The organism is Tepidiphilus thermophilus, from assembly GCF_001418245.1.
Classification (GTDB): Bacteria; Pseudomonadota; Gammaproteobacteria; order Burkholderiales; family Rhodocyclaceae; genus Tepidiphilus; species Tepidiphilus succinatimandens.
The window spans coordinates 1-16727 of record NZ_LIPU01000015.1; the positions used below are offsets into that span (position 1 = coordinate 1).

At 67.0% G+C, this 16727-nt stretch carries 13 protein-coding genes and 3 tRNA genes; 9 read left to right on the forward strand and 7 right to left on the reverse strand.

Features of this window, described 5'->3' with window-relative positions; all coding sequences use genetic code 11:
* On the reverse strand, window positions 1-261 hold a 261-nt coding region (locus ASC37_RS09720; protein WP_072247986.1), incomplete at its 3' end, for a helix-turn-helix domain-containing protein.
* A gap of 137 nt (window positions 262-398) precedes the next feature.
* On the opposite strand from ASC37_RS09720, the gene ASC37_RS09725 reads away from it, so the two are divergent.
* From ASC37_RS09725 to ASC37_RS09735, 3 genes are all read left to right on the forward strand, one after another.
* Window positions 399-474, forward strand: a tRNA-Gly gene (locus ASC37_RS09725).
* A gap of 43 nt (window positions 475-517) precedes the next feature.
* A tRNA-Cys gene (locus ASC37_RS09730) sits at window positions 518-591 on the forward strand.
* A gap of 8 nt (window positions 592-599) precedes the next feature.
* Window positions 600-675: transfer RNA gene (locus ASC37_RS09735), tRNA-Gly, on the forward strand.
* Between the two features lie 66 nt (window positions 676-741).
* Here ASC37_RS09735 and ASC37_RS09740 read toward each other — a convergent pair.
* From ASC37_RS09740 to ASC37_RS09760, 5 genes are read right to left on the reverse strand one after another with little or no spacing between them, the layout of a single operon-like run.
* Window positions 742-2013 carry an NAD(P)/FAD-dependent oxidoreductase gene (locus tag ASC37_RS09740; protein ID WP_055424194.1) on the reverse strand — a complete coding sequence of 424 codons (1272 nt, stop codon included), beginning with the start codon at window positions 2011-2013 and terminating at the stop codon, window positions 742-744.
* A gap of 27 nt (window positions 2014-2040) precedes the next feature.
* Window positions 2041-3411, reverse strand: a complete 1371-nt coding sequence (locus tag ASC37_RS09745) for a TolC family outer membrane protein (protein ID WP_055424195.1) — start codon at window positions 3409-3411, stop codon at window positions 2041-2043.
* Between the two features lie 17 nt (window positions 3412-3428).
* A complete protein-coding gene (locus ASC37_RS09750) occupies window positions 3429-3638 on the reverse strand; it encodes a YgaP family membrane protein (protein WP_055424196.1) in 210 nt (69 codons plus the stop codon).
* Complete coding sequence (locus tag ASC37_RS09755) at window positions 3635-6847, reverse strand: efflux RND transporter permease subunit (RefSeq protein ID WP_055424197.1); 3213 nt, start codon at window positions 6845-6847, stop codon at window positions 3635-3637. Before ASC37_RS09755 ends, ASC37_RS09750 begins: the two co-directional genes overlap by 4 nt.
* Window position 6848: 1 nt before the next feature.
* Complete coding sequence (locus tag ASC37_RS09760) at window positions 6849-7892, reverse strand: efflux RND transporter periplasmic adaptor subunit (protein ID WP_055424198.1); 1044 nt, start codon at window positions 7890-7892, stop codon at window positions 6849-6851.
* A gap of 111 nt (window positions 7893-8003) precedes the next feature.
* On the opposite strand from ASC37_RS09760, the gene ASC37_RS09765 reads away from it, so the two are divergent.
* Genes ASC37_RS09765 through ASC37_RS09780 form a run of 4 tightly spaced genes read left to right on the forward strand, consistent with a single transcriptional unit; the run spans window position 8004 to window position 11596 of the window.
* A complete protein-coding gene (locus ASC37_RS09765; RefSeq protein ID WP_055424199.1) occupies window positions 8004-8369 on the forward strand; it encodes an ArsR/SmtB family transcription factor in 366 nt (121 codons plus the stop codon).
* Complete coding sequence (locus ASC37_RS09770) at window positions 8366-8779, forward strand: archease (protein WP_055424200.1); 414 nt, start codon at window positions 8366-8368, stop codon at window positions 8777-8779. The genes ASC37_RS09765 and ASC37_RS09770 overlap by 4 nt, the downstream gene beginning before the upstream one ends.
* Window positions 8780-8789: 10 nt before the next feature.
* Window positions 8790-10220, forward strand: coding sequence for an RtcB family protein (locus ASC37_RS09775; RefSeq protein ID WP_055424201.1), 1431 nt, complete (start codon window positions 8790-8792; stop codon window positions 10218-10220).
* Between the two features lie 38 nt (window positions 10221-10258).
* Window positions 10259-11596 carry a nicotinate phosphoribosyltransferase gene (locus tag ASC37_RS09780; protein ID WP_055424202.1) on the forward strand — a complete coding sequence of 446 codons (1338 nt, stop codon included), beginning with the start codon at window positions 10259-10261 and terminating at the stop codon, window positions 11594-11596.
* A gap of 11 nt (window positions 11597-11607) precedes the next feature.
* Here the strand turns inward: ASC37_RS09780 and ASC37_RS09785 are convergent, their stop codons facing one another.
* On the reverse strand, window positions 11608-12057 hold the full coding sequence (locus ASC37_RS09785) for a DUF1178 family protein (RefSeq protein WP_055424203.1): 450 nt from the start codon (window positions 12055-12057) through the stop codon (window positions 11608-11610).
* Between the two features lie 168 nt (window positions 12058-12225).
* Here ASC37_RS09785 and ASC37_RS09790 point away from each other — a divergent pair, with 168 nt between their 5' ends.
* Together ASC37_RS09790 and ASC37_RS09795 are read left to right on the forward strand one after the other, a co-directional pair.
* The gene (locus ASC37_RS09790; protein WP_055424204.1) at window positions 12226-13842 is read left to right on the forward strand and encodes a methyl-accepting chemotaxis protein; all 1617 of its coding nucleotides are present in this window, start codon (window positions 12226-12228) and stop codon (window positions 13840-13842) included.
* Between the two features lie 86 nt (window positions 13843-13928).
* On the forward strand, window positions 13929-16715 hold the full coding sequence (locus ASC37_RS09795; protein WP_055424205.1) for a bifunctional diguanylate cyclase/phosphodiesterase: 2787 nt from the start codon (window positions 13929-13931) through the stop codon (window positions 16713-16715).
* The last annotated feature ends 12 nt before the right edge of the window (window positions 16716-16727 follow it).

Here is a 16727-nt window from a genome sequence, read left to right on the forward strand (position 1 = left end):
ATGCCGACTACGGTAGCGCTCCACCAGCGCCATCACTTCATCGACCGGCGCCTTGCGGTGCGAGACCTGCCTCAGACGCCGGTCAACCAGGCCCTCCAACCCCTCCTCTTCGTAGCGGGCAATGTAGCGCCGAAATGTCCGGTCACACACCCCCAGGAGCCTGGCCGCCTCTTCCTGCGTCAGCCGACCCGACTGCCAGCCCTCGTACGCTTCCTCAAACCGCATCTTCCGTACCTCCTGTAGCAACTGCGTCCGTCTCATTAGGCACCTCCTTCCATACCTAATGAAAACCGGACAAACCTCGTGCTACAAGTCCGGACAGTTTATTTGTTCGCTACACAAGTGCCGCAGGGCGCTTGACACGGGTGCTGCCCATGTTACAATTCTCATCCTCGTGAGCGGGAATAGCTCAGTTGGTAGAGCACGACCTTGCCAAGGTCGGGGTCGCGAGTTCGAGTCTCGTTTCCCGCTCCAACCGGTTACTTCGGGCGCGTGTCCGTGAGGAATCGGCGTCTACGGCGCGGTGGCAGAGTGGTTATGCAGAGGACTGCAAATCCTTGGACGTCGGTTCGATTCCGGCCCGCGCCTCCAGAATCTATGCGGGAATAGCTCAGTTGGTAGAGCACGACCTTGCCAAGGTCGGGGTCGCGAGTTCGAGTCTCGTTTCCCGCTCCATCTTTACCGTTACGCCGACCCTGCTCTATTCGAGCGGGTCGGCGTTTTCGCTTTGGCGCAGCCGCCTCATTGCCCCAGTCGTTCCACGCCCAGGAGCTTGAGGATGTACTTCTCGTAGATCGGTTCGGAACTGCCGGTCTTCATCTTGTAGAGGAAGTACTTCTCGAAGGCGATCTTGGCGAGGTGCACCCACTTGCCCATCTTGAACCAGTTGGTGTTGCGCGGCGGGATTTGTGGCAGCGCCACGAAAGCCGCGCCCGTGTCGCCCATGTCGGCCAGGCAAATGGCATTCCAGCTGCCCTTGGCGGTGGTCGGCTTACCCGAGAGTTCGGCGGCGATGTTCTCGACGATGGCCGAGATCATGGTCTCGATCATGTAGCCGGTCTTGGGGGCACCGGTGGCAACGGGCGTGACTTCCACCGGGGGAATGGCCACGCACACGCCGGCGGCGAAGATGTTGCGGTATTTCTTGCTGCGCTGGTATTCGTCGATGAGCACGAACCCGCGCGGATTGCACAATCCATCGACGGCGGCCACGGCATCGACCCCTTTGAAGGCGGGGATCATCATGCTGAACTTGAAGGGTAGTTCGTGTTCCTTTTTGGGTTGGCCGGCCTCATCGACCTCGGTGACGAACATCTTGCCGTCTTCGACGCGCGTGACCTTGGCGTTGGTGATCCACTTGATGTCGTTGCTGCGCATGGCGCTTTCCATGATCAGCTTCGAGTCGCCCACGCCGCCCAGGCCGAGGTGACCGGCATAGGGCTCGCTGGTGACGAAGGTGATGGGCACCTTGCTGCGCAGCTTGCGCCGTTGCAGGTCCTTGTTGAGGATGAAAGCGAATTCATAGGCCGGGCCGAAGCAGGAGGCGCCGGGCAAGGCGCCGACGATGGCCGGACCCGGATCCTGGAGGAATTTCTGGTATTCCTGCCAGGCTTTTTCGGCGTGGTCGACCGTGCACACCGACTGGGTGTAGGCTTCCGGGCCGGCACCAGGGACTTCCTCGAACGCGAGCTTGGGGCCGGTGGTGATGACGAGGTAGTCGTAGCCGATGCGCTGTCCGTCGGCGGTCTCGACGGCGTTGCCCTCGGCGTCGATGCGCGTCACGGGCTGGCCGATGAAGCCGATGCCTTTCTTGTCGAGATAGGGTTTGATGGGGAAGGTGGTGGCATCGCGCTGCCGCCAGCCCACGGCGATCCAGGGGTTGGAGGGTACGAACTGGAAGTAGTCGACGGCATTGATGAGCGTGACGTCGTGGGTCTTTCCGAGCCGCTCGCGCATTTCGTAGGCGCAGGGCATTCCGCCGGTACCGGCGCCGATGATGACGATGTGGGCCATGGTGTGTCTCTCCTCTCCTCGTGAAAATCAGCGTTGCAGCGCGGCGTCGACCGCCGCGAGCCGTTCTTCGTCCAGCCGGCCGGCGAGCGCCTGGAGCTTCAGGCGGTTCTGAAGGACCTCGGTTCGTGCCTGCAGCAGCGCAAGCCGCGCTGCGTCGAGATCGTTCTCGGCATTCAAAAGGTCGAGCGTAGTGCGGTCTCCGACTTCGTGCCCCAGGCGCGTGGCGTCGCGGCGCGCTTCGCTCGCCGTGACCGCCTCTTCGAGCGCGGTCACGCGCGCGTGGGCCGTCTGCAGCGCGAGCCAGGCGGCGCGCACCTGTTGCCCCACCTGCTGGCGTATCCATTCGAGCTCGGCCCGGGCCCGGTCTTCGAGCTTGAGCGCCTCTTGCCGCTTGGCGCTGCGCAATCCCCCCGTGTAGAGGGGGATGTTAACTTGTACGCCGATCACGTGCTGCGTCTGCTCGACGCTGGACGAGCCGTAATCGCCGTCGCCGCTCACGTAGTCGCGCCCGGCCTGGGCGACGAGATCGACCGTGGCATCGGCCGCTGCACGGTATTTTTCTACTTCCTTGTGCGCGATCTCGACCTTGGCCTGCGCCTGGCGCAGCAGGGGATTGGCAGCGAGCGCCACCTCCTGCCAGTGCGCGAGCGGTTCGAGCGGTTCGGGGGACAAGACGCTGGCCGAAGGCGGCAGGGGATCGAGCCGCTCTGGCTCCAGGCCGGTGGCGTCGGCGAGCGCTGCCAGCGCTACTTCCCGTTCGCTCTCGGCGGCCACGAGCTGCGCCTGCAGGGTGCGGGCGCGGGCGGTGGCCTCGTGCGTGTCGAGGATGGGCAGGTCACCCGCGGCGTAACGATCCTTGGCCTCGGCGAGTGCCCGTTCCACCGCCTCCAGCTGGCGGCGCAATAGTGCCTGCCGGCGTTCGGCCACGACGAGCTGGAAGTAACTCTCGACCACCTGCAGCATCAGCTCCTGACGCGCACCCAGCCATTCGACTTCGGCGGCGTCCGCGCCGAGCGTGAGCTGTTCGCTCTGCGCCGAGCGCTCACCGTGAATGAGTGGCTGGCGCGCCGTGACGTTCCACTGGGTGGCGGTGCCGTTGTCGATCGAGGTCTTGAAGGTGACGTGCTCGGAGGGTGCCATGCCGGGGGCGGCGAAGTAGGCCCCATGCGTGTTGGATTCGAGCGAGCGCACCCCGGCGCCGCCGCCCACGCTCACCGACGGACGCCATAGGGCGCGTGCCTGTTCGCGCTGGGTGCGGCCCGCCTCCAGCGAAGACTGGGCCATCGCCATGCGAGGGTCGTGCTCGCGTGCCGCTTGCCAGGCTTCCATCAAATCGAGGGCGTGCGCCGTGGGCAGAGGCAAGGCGAGCAGCAGGGCCGACCAGGGAGACAGGCGCATCGCGGCGTCCTCCGGTTTCAGCAGCCGCCCGGCACGCCGAGCTTGCGCAGGAAGATTTCCAGGGGGCACCAGCGGGTGAATCCGCTCTGCATCAGGTTCAGGCCGACGAAGGCGGTGAAGGCGAGCCACCATTGGCTCATGAAGAAGGGGCTCGCGGGCGCGCCCAAGAGCAGCGAGACGAGGATGAAAGTGCCGGCGATGATGCGGACGATGCGCCAGGACGTCATGACGGTTCTCCTTGGTCGGGACGGGAACGACGATAAGCCATGTAATAGAGGGTGGGGATGACGACGAGGGTGAGCAGGGTCGAGGCGAAGATGCCGAAGATGAGCGAGATCGCCAGGCCGTTGAAGATCGGATCATCGAGGATGAAGAGCGCGCCGATCATGGCCGCCAGCGCCGTGAGCAGGATCGGCTGGGCGCGCGTGATCGCCGAGCGTACGATGGCGTGCTCGAGCGGAACGCCCTCGCGCACCTGCAGCCGGATGAAGTCGACGAGCAGGATAGAGTTGCGCACGATGATGCCGGCGAGCGCGATCATGCCGATCATGCTGGTGGCGGTGAATTGCGCCCCCAGGAGCGCGTGCCCTGGCATCACGCCGACGAGGGTGAGCGGAATCGGCGCCATGATGACGAGCGGCACGAGATAGGAGCCGAAGTGCGCCACCACCAGCAGGTAGATGAGTATCAGCCCCACGGCGTAGGCGGCGCCCATGTCGCGAAAAGTCTCGTAGGTGATCTGCCACTCGCCATCCCATTTGTAGCTGTAGCCGCGCAGCGCATCCTCGGGCTGGCGGATGAAGTGCTCCTCCAGGTGCCCCCCGTCGGGAGCGACGATCTCGCCGATCGCCCCGCGCATGGCGAACATGCCATAGAGGGGACTGTCGATATGTCCGGCCATGTCGCCGACGACATAGACCACCGGCAGGAGGTCTTTGTGGTAGATGGGCTCTTCGCGCAGCGTGTCGCTCACCGTGACGAGTTCTCGCAGCGGCACGAGCCGCCCGTCGGGCCCGCGCACGGCGAGCCGCAGCAGCGCGTCCAGCTCGCCATGGGCTTCGGCGGGCAGCTGCAGCAGTACGGGGGCCGGGTATTTGCTCGCATCGTGCAGATAGGCCGAGTGCAGCCCGGCAAGGCCCGCCTGCAGGGTGGTGACGATCGCCTGTTGCGAGACGCCGGCAAGCGCCGCCTTGCGCCGGTCGACGAGGAGCAGCTTTCTCGGGGCCTCGGCGATCGTGCTGTCGTCGATGTCGACGATGCCCTCGGTGCGCTCGAACACGGCGCGCATGGCCTTGGCCACGGCACGCCGCCCGGCGGCTTCCGGGCCATAGACCTCGGCGACGATGGGCGAGAGTACCGGCGGGCCCGGCGGCACTTCCACCACTTTGACGTTGGCGCCCATGCGCCGGCCGATCTCCTGCAGCGCTGGACGCAGGCGCGTGACGATGGCGTGGCTCTGCTCGTGGCGCAGGTGCTTGTCGACGAGATTCACCTGGATATCGCCGACCTCGTCGCCGGCGCGCAGGTAGTACTGGCGCACGAGGCCGTTGAAGTTGATGGGCGAGGCGGTACCGGCGTAGGCTTGGTAATCGGTCACCTCGGGCTGGCGGGCGAGGAACGCCCCCAGTTCGTGCAGCACCGCCGCAGTGCGCTCGAGCGGCGTGCCGGCGGGCAGGTCCACCACCACCTGAAATTCGGACTTGTTGTCGAAAGGCAGCATCTTCATGAGCACGAGCCCGGTGGCCGGCAGCGCGAGCGATACGACGATCGCCGCGAGCATGAAGAGCGCGAGCAGCCCCCGGTTCCTCGCCCCGCGCTGCGCGTCGAGCAGCGGCTGAAAGAGGCGCTCGAAGAACGGGGCGATGCGCTCGCCGAGACCGGCCTTGGCTTGCCCGTGTCCGCGCAACCACAGGCGCGACAGCCAAGGCGTGACGGTGAAGGCGATGGCGAGCGAAATGAGCATGCCCATGCTGGCGTTGATCGGGATGGGGCTCATGTAGGGGCCCATGAGGCCGGTGACGAAGGCCATGGGCAGCAGCGCCGCGATCACCGTGAGCGTGGCGAGGATGGTCGGTCCGCCCACTTCGTCCACCGCGACCGGGATGAGGCGTACGAGCGGCGCATCGGGCTGCAGCAGGTGGTGGCGGTGAATGTTCTCCACCACCACGATGGCGTCGTCGACCAGGATGCCGATGGAGAAAATGAGCGCGAAGAGCGAGACGCGGTTGAGCGTGAACCCCCAGGCCCAGGAGGCGAAGAGCGTGGCCATGAGCGTGAGCGCCACGGCGAGCCCCACGATGGCCGCCTCGCGCCGCCCCAGGGCGAAGAAGACGAGCGCCACCACGGAAGCCGTGGCGAAGAGCAGTTTCTTGATGAGCGTCTGCGCCTTGTCGTTGGCGGTGACGCCGTAGTTGCGTGACACCGCCAGCTCCACGCCGGCGGGCACGAGGGTGTTGCGCAGCGCCTCGGCGCGATGGATCACCGCCTCGGCCACATCGATGGCGTTCTCGCCGGGTTTCTTCGTGACGGCGATCGTCACCGCGGGGAATTCCCCACCGCCCGCCGCCTCGGCGCGGCCGTGCCAGACGTAGCGTTCGGGCGGCGGAGGACCGTCTTGCACCTCGGCCACCTCGCGCAGGAAGACCGGACGACCCTCATGCACGCCCACCACCAGCTCGCCCACTTCCTCGGCGCTGGCAAGGAACGGCCCGGTTTCCACGGCGACGGTGGCATCTCCTTGCACCAGTTCCCCCGCCGGCAGACCGACGTTGGCCGAGCGCAGGGCGGCGTGGAGATCCTGGACGGTGACGCCGCTGCCGGCCATCTTCACCGGATCGAGGCGTACGAGCACGGCGCGCCCGGGGCCGCCGATCGTCTGCACCTCGCGCGTGCCGGGCACGCGCTTGAGCTCGATCTCCATGCTGTGGGCGACGCGCTCGAGATCGAACGCGCCCTGCCGCGGCTCGGTGGCGTAGAGCGTGAGCGTGACGATGGGCACGTCGTCGATACCCTTGGGTTTGATGATCGGTTCGAGCACGCCCAGGTCGCGCGGCAGCCAGTCGGTGTGGGTGCGCAGCGTGTCGTGCAGCCGCACCAGGGCCACGATGCGCGGCACGCCCACCTTGAACTGCACCGTGAGGATGGCCAGACCCGGGCGCGAGACGGAGGTGACGTGCTCGATGCCCTCTATCTGGGCGAGCACCTGTTCGGCAGGCGAAGCCACCATCTGTTCGACGTCGGCCACCGCCGCCCCGGGGAAGGGAATGAGGACGTTGGCCATGGTCACGTTGATCTGCGGCTCCTCCTCGCGCGGCGTGACCAGCACGGCGAAGAGCCCCATGAGCAAGGCGATGAGCGCGAGCAGCGGTGTGATCTGCGCGCTCTGGAATTGCGCAGCGATGCGGCCGGAGAGGCCGAGCGGGCGCGGGGCGTCCATCTCAGCGTTCCCGTGCGGCGAGTTCGGGGTTCGTCACCACGCGCTCGCCTTCTTCCACGCCGCTGAGGATTTCGACGCGCTCGCCTTCGACCCGTCCCAGGCGCACCTGCCGCAGCAACGGCTTGCCGTCGCGGTCGAGCACGTAGAGACCGGTGAGTTCGGCGCGGCGCACCACGGCGCTCGCCGGCACGAGGAAACGCTGGCCTGCGGCTGCGCCCGAGCTGCGCCAGGAGAGCCGCGCGAAGAGCCCCGGCTTGAGGCCGCGCACCTCGGGAGGGAGCGGCAGGCGCAGCTGCACCGTATGGGTGGAAGGGTCTGCCGCGGGGAAAATCTGCACCCGCTCGGCGGGAAGATGCAGGGCGGGGAATCCGGGAATCTCTACGTCCACGGTTCCTTCCGCTACCAGCGTGGCCGCCTCGCCCTGGGCGGCGACGGCGGTGACGCGCAGCGCCCCCGGATCGTAGAGGCGCACCAAGGGCCGGCCGGGAAGCGCCGTCTCGCCCAGCACCACCGGCACTTCGCTCACGATGCCGTCGTAGGGGGCGGTGACCCGATGATAGCCCGCCTGGGTGTGTACGGCCTTGGCCTGTGCTTCGAGCGCGGCCACGCGCGCCTGGGCCGCGTCGCGCTGGGCGCGGGCGCGGTCGAACGCCGCCTCGCTGATGTAGGCTTTCTCGAAGAGGCGCCGCTGGCGCTCGTACTCCTTGAGGGCGACCTGCAGCTCGGCGCGCGCGGCCTGGACCTGGGCGGCACTGGCGGCGGCCTGATCCTCGGCGGCGCGCGGATCGATGCGCACCAGTTCTTCACCCGCCCGTACGCGCTGGCCCACTTCCGCCGACCGGGAGACGATCACACCGGCCACCTGCGCCGTCATCAGCGTGTCGCGCACCGCCTCGACCGTGCCCTCGGCGCTGTGGTGCGCGGAGTCGCGCTCGGCTTGCACGACCACCGTTTCGAGCCCGGCTTCGGGCGCTGCCAGCAGCCCCGTGCCATGGCTCAGCGTGCAGGCGAGCAACGTCAGCATGACGATGCGCCTCGGTCCCATGTTCTCCTCCCTCTCCTGGCGGGCGTTCTTCGGCTTTATTATTTAATCGTTTGACTAAATAGTCAACTAGTGTTCGAATCGCGCTACCTGCCGTCGCAATGGAGCCCGACGATGGAAAAAATTCCTTCTGAAATCATGACCCAGGTCGCCGGCTACTTCCAGGTGCTCTCCGAGCCCACGCGCCTGCACATCCTCAACCTGCTGCAGGAAGGGGAACGCAGTGTCGGTGAAATCGCCCAGCGCTGCGGCTATACTGCAGCCAACATCTCGCGCCACCTCTCGCTCATGACCAAGCACGGTCTGCTCGAGCGCCGGCGCCAGGGCACTACGGTCTATTACCGCATCGCCGATCCTTCTGTCTATGCTCTGTGTGAGCTGGTGTGCGGCAACTTGGCGCGGCGCCTGTTGCAGGCGGCGCAAGTGCCTCAGGCATGGCGGCAGGATGCGCCTTCCATGGAGCATCCAGGAGAACCATGAACGGCTGGGAGCATTTCGAACACGAAGCGGACATCGGCGTGCGCGGGCGCGGGGCGACGCTCGCCGAGGCGTTCGCGCAGGCGGGACTCGCGCTCACGGCCATCGTCACCGATCCGGCCCTCGTCGCGCCGCGCATCCCGGTGACGATCCGCTGCCAGGCGCCCGATCCGGAGTTCCTTTTCGTGGATTGGCTCAACGCCCTGATCTACGAGATGGCCACGCGCCGCATGCTCTTTTCCCGCTACGAGGTCCGCATCGAGGGCGACCGGCTGGAAGCCACCGCCTGGGGCGAACCCGTGGATCGGTCGCGGCACCAGCCGGCGGTCGAACCCAAGGGGGCGACCTTCACCGCGCTCGAGGTGGCGCGGCAGGGAGCAGAATGGATCGCACAATGCGTCGTGGACGTGTAGGAGAAAAGTCATGGACCTGAAAGGCTTCGAGCGACTCGGCCCCTGTCACTGGCGGCTCGCGCCGCGCGGAGCGATGCGCGTGCCGGTGGAGATCTTCGCCGACGAGGCGCTGCTGCAGGCGATGGACGACAAGGTGCGCGAGCAGGCGACGAACGTTGCCACCTTGCCCGGCATCGTGCGCGCCTCTTACGCCATGCCCGATGCGCACTGGGGCTATGGCTTTCCCATCGGCGGGGTGGCCGCTTTCGATCCGGACGAGGGCGGCGTGGTGTCGGCTGGAGGGGTAGGGTTCGATGTGAGCTGCGGCGTGCGCTGCCTGCTCACGGGCCTGCCGGTCGAAGCGATCCTCGAAGTTCATGAGCCCTTGGCCGAAGCGCTCTTCGCGGCGATTCCGGCCGGGGTGGGCAGCACGGGTCAGATTCGCCTGTCGGATTCCGAAATGGATGCCATGCTGCGCGGCGGGGCGCGCTGGGCAGTGGCGCAGGGCTACGGCGAAGCGGCCGACCTGGAGCGCATCGAGGAGCACGGCTGCATGGCCGGGGCCGATCCCAAGGCCGTCTCGGCGCAGGCGAAGAAGCGCCAGCGCGAGGAGATGGGCACGCTCGGCTCGGGCAACCACTACCTCGAAGTGCAGCGCGTGGCCGAGATCTACGACGAGGCCACGGCGGCGGTCTTTGGTCTGGTGCGCGATCAGGTGGTGGTGAGCATCCACTGCGGTTCTCGGGGACTGGGGCATCAGATCGGCACCGAATACTTCAAGGAGATGGCGCTGGCGGCGAAGATCTACGGCATCGTTTTGCCGGACCGGGAGTTGGCCTGTGCGCCCATCACTTCGCCCGTGGGGCAGCGCTATCTGGGGGCGATGCGCGCGGCCATCAACTGCGCGCTCGCCAACCGCCAGATCCTCACCCACCTCACCCGCAAGGTCTTCGCCGAATTCTTCACCGGCCTGTCGCTGCCGTTGCTCTACGACGTCTCGCACAACACCTGTAAAGTGGAGACGCACGAGGTCGACGGGCGCAAGCGTACGCTCTACGTGCATCGCAAGGGGGCGACGCGCGCCTTCGGTCCGGGGCATCCGGAACTGCCCGAGGCGCTGCGTGCCGTGGGTCAGCCGGTGCTCATCGGCGGCAGCATGGGCACGGCTTCCTACGTACTCGTCGGCACCCGCGAGAGCGAGGCGCTCGCCTTCAGCTCCGCCTGCCACGGCGCCGGACGGGCAATGAGCCGGCAGCAGGCGCTCAAGCGCTGGCAGGGAAGGGAAGTGGTCGAATCGCTCGCGCGCCGCGGCGTGATCGTGCGCAGCCCCTCGTTTCGCGGTGTGGCCGAAGAGGCGCCCGAAGCGTACAAGGACGTGAGCGCCGTGGTCGATGCGGCCGACCGCGCCGGGCTCGCGCGCAAGGTGGCCAAGCTCGTGCCCCTGGTGTGCATCAAGGGGTGAGAGGCAAGCAGAAAAATGAATGGGAGAAAGGATCTTCGATGGACAGCGAACACAGCCTGCTTCTGACCGATCTCTACCAGCTCACCATGCTGCAGGGCTATTTCGAGCGCGGCATGCACGATACCGCCGTGTTCGAACTCTTCGTGCGCAAACTGCGCCCGGGGCGCAACTTCCTCGTCGCCGCCGGCATCGAGCCGCTGGTCGAGTTCCTCGAACAGGCCCGCTTCGGCACCGACGAGATCGACTGGCTGCGCGCGAGCGGACGCTTCTCGCCGGAATTCCTCGACTGGCTGGCCGATTGGCGCTTCACCGGCGACGTGGACGCCATGCCCGAGGGTACGGTCTTCTTCCCTAACGAACCGGTGGTGCGCATCACCGCGCCCCTGCCGCAGGCCCAGCTCATCGAGAGCCGGCTCATCAACCTGCTGCACCTGCAAATCCTCATCGCCTCCAAGGCCGCGCGTTCGGTGCTGGTTGCCCCGGACAAGACGCTCGTCGACTTCGGCCTGCGCCGCGCGCACGGCGCGGAAGCCGGGGTGCTGGCGGCGCGTTCTGCCTGGCTCACCGGCTTTGCCGGCACGGCCACGGTGCTCGCCGGCCGGCGCTATGGCATCCCGCTCTACGGTACCATGGCGCATTCCTACATCCAGGCGCACGACGACGAGCTGGAGGCCTTCCGCGGGTTTGCCCGGGCGCAACCCGGCAACGTGGTGCTGCTCATCGACACCTACGACACGGAAGCGGCCGCGCGCAAGGTGGTGGCGCTCGCCAAGGAACTCGAACCCGAGGGAATCCGCATCCTGGGGGTGCGCATCGACAGCGGCGATCTGGGCGAACTCGCCCGCCGCGTGCGCCGCATCCTCGACGAGGGGGGCTTGCAGCGCACCATCGTCTTCGCCAGCGGCGATCTGGACGAATACCGTGTGCGCGAGCTGCTCGCCCAAGGTGCGCCCATCGACGGCTTCGGCATTGGCACCAAGCTCGACACCTCCGCCGACGTGCCCTATCTCGACTGCGCCTACAAGCTCGAAGAGTACGCCGGCAAACCGCGGCGCAAGCGCTCGGCCGGCAAGGCGACCTGGCCGGGGCGAAAACAAGTGTGGCGCCGCTACGATGCCCAAGGCCGCATGGCGGGCGACGTGGTGGGGCTGGCGCACGAAGCGCAGGAAGGGGAACCGCTCCTCGTGCCGGTGATGCGTGGCGGGCGCCGGCTCGACACCCTTTCCGGGCTCACGGCGGCCCGCACCTACGCCGCTGCCCAGCTGCGCCTGCTACCGGAACCGCTGCGCGCGCTCGAAGACGCCCCGCCGTATCCCGTGACGATCTCCAGCGAGCTGCAGGCGCTGGCGGCGCGGCTCGATGCCGAAGCGCATTGAGAGCCCGTGAATCAGTGCATCTCCTCGTCGAGCGGCGGCAGCGGCAGAACCTCGATGCCTTCCTCGAGCAAGGAGAGGAATTCTTCCGTGCTGCTCTGGCCGCGGATGGGGCGCGCATCGGCCTCGCCGCGGTGAATGCGGCGCGCCTCTTCGGGGAAGCGCACCCCCACGTCCTCGGCCTGCCGCCCCAGCGCGCGCAGGGTCTGCCACAGCTGCGCCAGGCGCTGCGGATCGGGTGCGACCGTGGCCGGGGCCGGAGCGGGCGGGGACGGTTCGGGCGTGTCTGCGCCGCGCTCGCCGGTATGCACGTAGGGGGCGCTGGGCAAGCGGCGCACCTCGGCACTGCCGCACAGCGGGCAGCGCACCGCGCCTTGGGCCAGTTGCGCCTCCAGCGCTTCGGCCGAGGGAAACCACCCCTCGAAACGATGCGCCGAAGCGCATAGCAGATCGACGACGATCACCGATATTCCCCGAGCAAATCCAAATGATCGATCATAGCATGCTCCGTCTTGCCCATTCGGATGCTGCAGTGAGACAAAAGTTCGTGTCAGGGCCGGCAGGGGCTCAAGTTTTTCCCCCAATGGTCGATAACCCACACAGTCGAACCTCGAATCTCTGGGAGCAAAGCGATGGCGCTCAAACTACGCACCGCCCTCATGGCCAGCATGGGAGCAATCGTGCTCGGCAGTGCGGCCACGGGCTGGGTATCCTGGTACACGCGCGACATGCTCGCCGGCCACCTGCTCACGACGCAGACGACCATCCTGCCCAATACCGTCGACATGCGCGAAGCCAACCGCGCCGGCATCCAGCTGCAGGCCGCGGCCCGGGGCATCGTGCTGCTGCCTGAAGATGCCCAAGCTAAGGAGAACCTGTCCAGGACGCTGGAGGAATTCCCCCGCCTGCTCGAAGGGGTCATTGCCAAGGCCCGGCGCAAGGAAGTCCGCGAAGACCTGCAGGGGATGGTCAGCGACTGGAAGAACCGCGTCGTGCCGGCGGTGCAGCGCTTGCAGGCGGCGGTCGATCGGGGCGACATCGAGCAGGCGCGTCAAATCGTGCTGCGAGAGCTCAACCCCGCCTGGCGCGACCTCAAGGCGAGGCTAGAAAAGCGTATCGCCTGGCGTGAAAAGGCCAACGACGAGGAATTCGAAAAATATCGCCGCGAGGCGGCGTTCTGGTCCACCATGGTGACGGTCTCTTCGGCAGCGATGGTTGCTTTCGCGCTGGTCTTGGGGATCATGATGGATCGCATGCTGCGCCGCCGCTTGGCCGAGGCTGAAGAGGCGGTGGGCGCGGTGGTCGACCGGCGTGATCTCACCGCGGTATTGCCGCCTGCCTCCGACGACGAACTCGGCCGCATCATCGCCGCCATCGGGCGCCTGCGCGACGCCATCCGCGACCTGGTCCTCGCCCAGCGAGCCGTCTTGGCCCGGGTGCGCTCCGCCGCGGAGGAACAAAGCACGGACGCGGCCGAAGCCCGCCGTGCCGCCGCCTTGGCCGCCGAGAACGCGGAGAAGATGGCCGCCGCCATCGAGGAACTCTCGGCCAACATCGACCGGCTCAACGAAATGGCTCACCTCGCCGACGAGCGCGCCGCGCAATCGCAGCAGCGCAGCCTCACTGGCGTGGCCATCATCGAGCGCACGGCGCACCAGATGCGCGACATCGTCGAGATCACGCAACGGGCGGGAACGGCCGTCTCGGCCCTCATCGAACAGGCGCAGCGCATCTCCTCGATCGCCCAGGCGATCCAGGAAATCGCCGACCAGACCAATCTGCTCGCCTTGAACGCCGCCATCGAAGCCGCGCGGGCCGGAGAATACGGGCGCGGCTTTGCCGTGGTCGCCGACGAAGTGCGCAAGCTTGCCGAACGCACCGCTGCGTCCACCCGCGAGATCCGCGAGATCATCGACCAGGTCCAGCAGCAATCCAACGACGCCGGCGCCCAGATGGCCCAGGTGCGCGAGCGGGTCGAGGAGGGCGAGACGCTCGCCGCCAGCGTCGAAGGCGAACTGCGCGCCATCTCCTCGGCGATCGACGCGGCGCGCGAGGCGGTCTCTTCCATGTCGCACGCCATCGAGGAACAAGCCAAGGCGGCGCAGCTGCTCGCCCAGCAGGTCGAACAGGCGGCGCAGGCGGCCGACGGGGCGGCCGAGCGGGCCGGCGACAGCGAAGCAAAGGCGAAACTCCTCCTCGAAGTCGCGCGACAGGCCGAAGAGGGGCTGCAGCACTCCTTCCGCGCGTGATCGTCATGCACGGGGAGGAATAGACGTTCGTCGGGTTATAGTTACGCCTTGTCGGCGGGGGCCTCTCCCCGCCTACCGAGGACCCGATGGAACACCTTCTCCACGTCTATCGCGACGCCGCCGAACTCGAGGCGTTCATCGCCACGCACGGGCTTGCCCGCCGGCGGGGGCTCGTCCAGGTCTTCACGGCGGCGGCCGAACCGCAGCAGGTGCGTCCCGTGCTCGAGCGCCTGCAGGCGTTGCGCGGTTTTGCCGTGATCGGCGCCTCCACGGCCGGCGCGATCGCTGGGGAGCGCGTCCACGACGAAGGCATCGTGCTCTCGGTGTCGATCTTCGAGCACACGCAGATCGAGACGCGCTACCTCCCCCAGGCCGAGGCCGCGGATGGAGAGCGGCTCGGCGCCGAACTCGCCGCCCGTGGAGTCCGGCTCCTGCTCGCCTTCGGCAACATCCTGCATGAAAATCCCGAAGCCTTCCTCGAAGGGCTCGCGCGCACCGCCCCCGATCTGGTCGTGGCCGGTGGCATCGCTGCCGACACCGTCCTCTTTCGAGGCTCTTTCGTCATCCACGGCAACGACGTCCACTCGCGCGGCGTAGTGCTCGCCGCCCTGAGCGGGGAGCGCTTGCGCCTGCGCACCGAGTCGCTCCTCAACTTCACCCCGGCGGGCAAGCCCATGCGTCTGACGCGCAGCCACGGGGAATACGTCCATGAAATCGACGGCAAGCCCGTGCTCGACGTGTACCGCCACTACCTCGGCGAAGAAGTCCTGCAGCAGATCCCCCTGTCGCTGGCCGCGTTTCCCCTCATCGCCCGTCAGCGCGGCCTCGACGTCGCCCGTCTGCCCGTAGGGCTGAGCGAGGATGGCGCCTTGCGCTTCGGTGGAACCCTGCGCCCCGAACAGCCGGTGCGCTTCGGCGTCGGCGACATCTTCACCCTCCTCGAGCGCGCCCACGCCACCGCCCAGCAGCTTAGCCGCAGCGTGCCCGCCGAAGCCGTCTATGTGTTCTCCTGCCTCGGCCGCCGGCTCTACCTGGGGGAACACACCCCGCTCGAACTCGCCCCCCTCGCTGCCCTGGCGCCGGCGGCGGGATTCTTCACCTACGGCGAATTCTTCCACCTTCCCGGCGACAACCGCCTGCTCAACATGACCTGTACCTTGGTGGTGCTCGCCGAGACGGACACGATCCGGCCGCGCCCCATCTCCTTGCCGCGCCATCTGCCCGAACCCAATCTCACGCTGCGCGCCCTCGCCCGCCTGAGCGACGTCACCTCCCAGGAGCTCTCCCACTCCCTCACCTTTCTCGAACAGTACCGCTACGCCCTCGATCAGAGCGCCATCGTCTCGCGCACCGACCTCCAAGGGCGCATCACCTACGTCAATGCCCTCTTCGAGCGCGTCAGCGGCTATCGGGCCGAAGAGCTCATCGGCCACACGCACCGCCTCCTGCACCACCCCGACATGCCGCGGGCGGTCTATGAAGAGATATGGCGCACCCTCGAGGACAAGCAGATCTGGCGCGGCATCATCCAGAACCGCAGCAAGGAAGGGCGCACCTACTATCTCAAGGCGACCATCATCCCCTTGTTCGACGAGAACGGCGACACCGTCGAATACATCGGCATCGCCGAGGACATCACCGAGATCATCGTCAGCCAGCAGCTCCTCGAGCAGCAGCGCACCGACCGCCTTACCGGCCTGCCCAACCGCAACCAGCTCATCGAAGACCTCGAACGCGGTCACTGCCGCCTCCTTGCCTTGGCCGACATCGCCGCCTTCAAGTCGATCAACGACTACTACGGTTTCGAGGCGGGCGACCGGTTGATCATCGAACTGGCCGTGCGTCTGCAGCAGCGACTCCAGCCGCTCGGTATCCGCATCTATCGCAACTATGGCGCCGGTTTCGCCTTCATCCCGCCCGACGGGCTGGCGCTTCCCGCCTTCGAGGCCGAACTGCTCGCCGCCGGCCGTGCGCTGCGCAGTCTGCCCATGCCCGGGATGGACGGCGAGGAAGTCGACATCGACCTCTATTTCGGCATCGCCATGGGCGATGACCATCTGCTCGCGCTCGCCGATGCGGCGCTGCACAAAGCCAAGGAAAGCGGGGTGCGCGACCGCATCCTCGTCTTCAACGCCCAGGACCAGTCCTACCTCAACAACCGCTTCTGGATCAACGAAGTCAAGGCGGCTCTGGCCGAATCCCGCATCCTTTGCCATTTCCAGCCCATCGTCCCTGTGCGAGCCACCCAGGCCGTGCCCAAATACGAAGCGCTCGTGCGCCTGCACGACCGCAATGGTCAGATCCTTTCTCCGGGCGCTTTTCTCGACATCATCAAACCCACGGCCCATTACGGCCGACTCACCCGCCGCGTCTTCGACCTCGCCTTGGAAGCGGCCCGGCGCACCGGCAGCCAGATCTCCGTCAACCTCTCGGCCATCGATCTCGCCGACGGCGAAACTTACGCCTACCTTCTCGATCGATTGAAAAAGCACGAAGGCGAGCAGATCATCTTCGAGATCACCGAAAGCGAAGCGATCAAGGATTTCGCCCGCGTGCGCGCCTTTGCCGAAGACATCCGCCGCCATGGCGCACAGCTTGCCGCCGACGATTTCGGCAGCGGCTACTCCAACCTCGCCACCCTCATCGAACTCTCGCCCGATTACCTCAAGCTCGACGGTTCGCTCGTCACCAAGGTGGTGCAAGAAGAAAAAGTCCGGCGAGTCGTCGCCGCCGCAGTCCATTTCGCCCACGAAACGTCGATGCAGGTCGTGGCCGAATTCGTCAGCACCCCCGAGATCGCGCAAGCCCTCGAACGGTTGGGTGTCGACTATTTGCAGGGATACGCGGTCGGCAAGCCGATTCCCTTGCCCTGATCCTGCTTCACC

Bases quoted from the DNA above. Each gene is read 5' to 3' on its own strand.
- ASC37_RS09740 (WP_055424194.1), bottom strand. From the start codon at position 2,013: ATGGCCCACATCGTCATCATCGGCGCCGGTACCGGCGGAATGCCCTGC.
- ASC37_RS09760 (WP_055424198.1), bottom strand. From the start codon at position 7,892: ATGGGACCGAGGCGCATCGTCATGCTGACGTTGCTCGCCTGCACGCTG.
- ASC37_RS09775 (WP_055424201.1), top strand. From the start codon at position 8,790: ATGGACCTGAAAGGCTTCGAGCGACTCGGCCCCTGTCACTGGCGGCTC.
- ASC37_RS09780 (WP_055424202.1), top strand. From the start codon at position 10,259: ATGGACAGCGAACACAGCCTGCTTCTGACCGATCTCTACCAGCTCACC.
- ASC37_RS09755 (WP_055424197.1), bottom strand. From the start codon at position 6,847: ATGGACGCCCCGCGCCCGCTCGGCCTCTCCGGCCGCATCGCTGCGCAA.
- ASC37_RS09770 (WP_055424200.1), top strand. From the start codon at position 8,366: ATGAACGGCTGGGAGCATTTCGAACACGAAGCGGACATCGGCGTGCGC.
- ASC37_RS09790 (WP_055424204.1), top strand. From the start codon at position 12,226: ATGGCGCTCAAACTACGCACCGCCCTCATGGCCAGCATGGGAGCAATC.
- ASC37_RS09795 (WP_055424205.1), top strand. From the start codon at position 13,929: ATGGAACACCTTCTCCACGTCTATCGCGACGCCGCCGAACTCGAGGCG.
- ASC37_RS09750 (WP_055424196.1), bottom strand. From the start codon at position 3,638: ATGACGTCCTGGCGCATCGTCCGCATCATCGCCGGCACTTTCATCCTC.
- ASC37_RS09745 (WP_055424195.1), bottom strand. From the start codon at position 3,411: ATGCGCCTGTCTCCCTGGTCGGCCCTGCTGCTCGCCTTGCCTCTGCCC.
- ASC37_RS09765 (WP_055424199.1), top strand. From the start codon at position 8,004: ATGGAAAAAATTCCTTCTGAAATCATGACCCAGGTCGCCGGCTACTTC.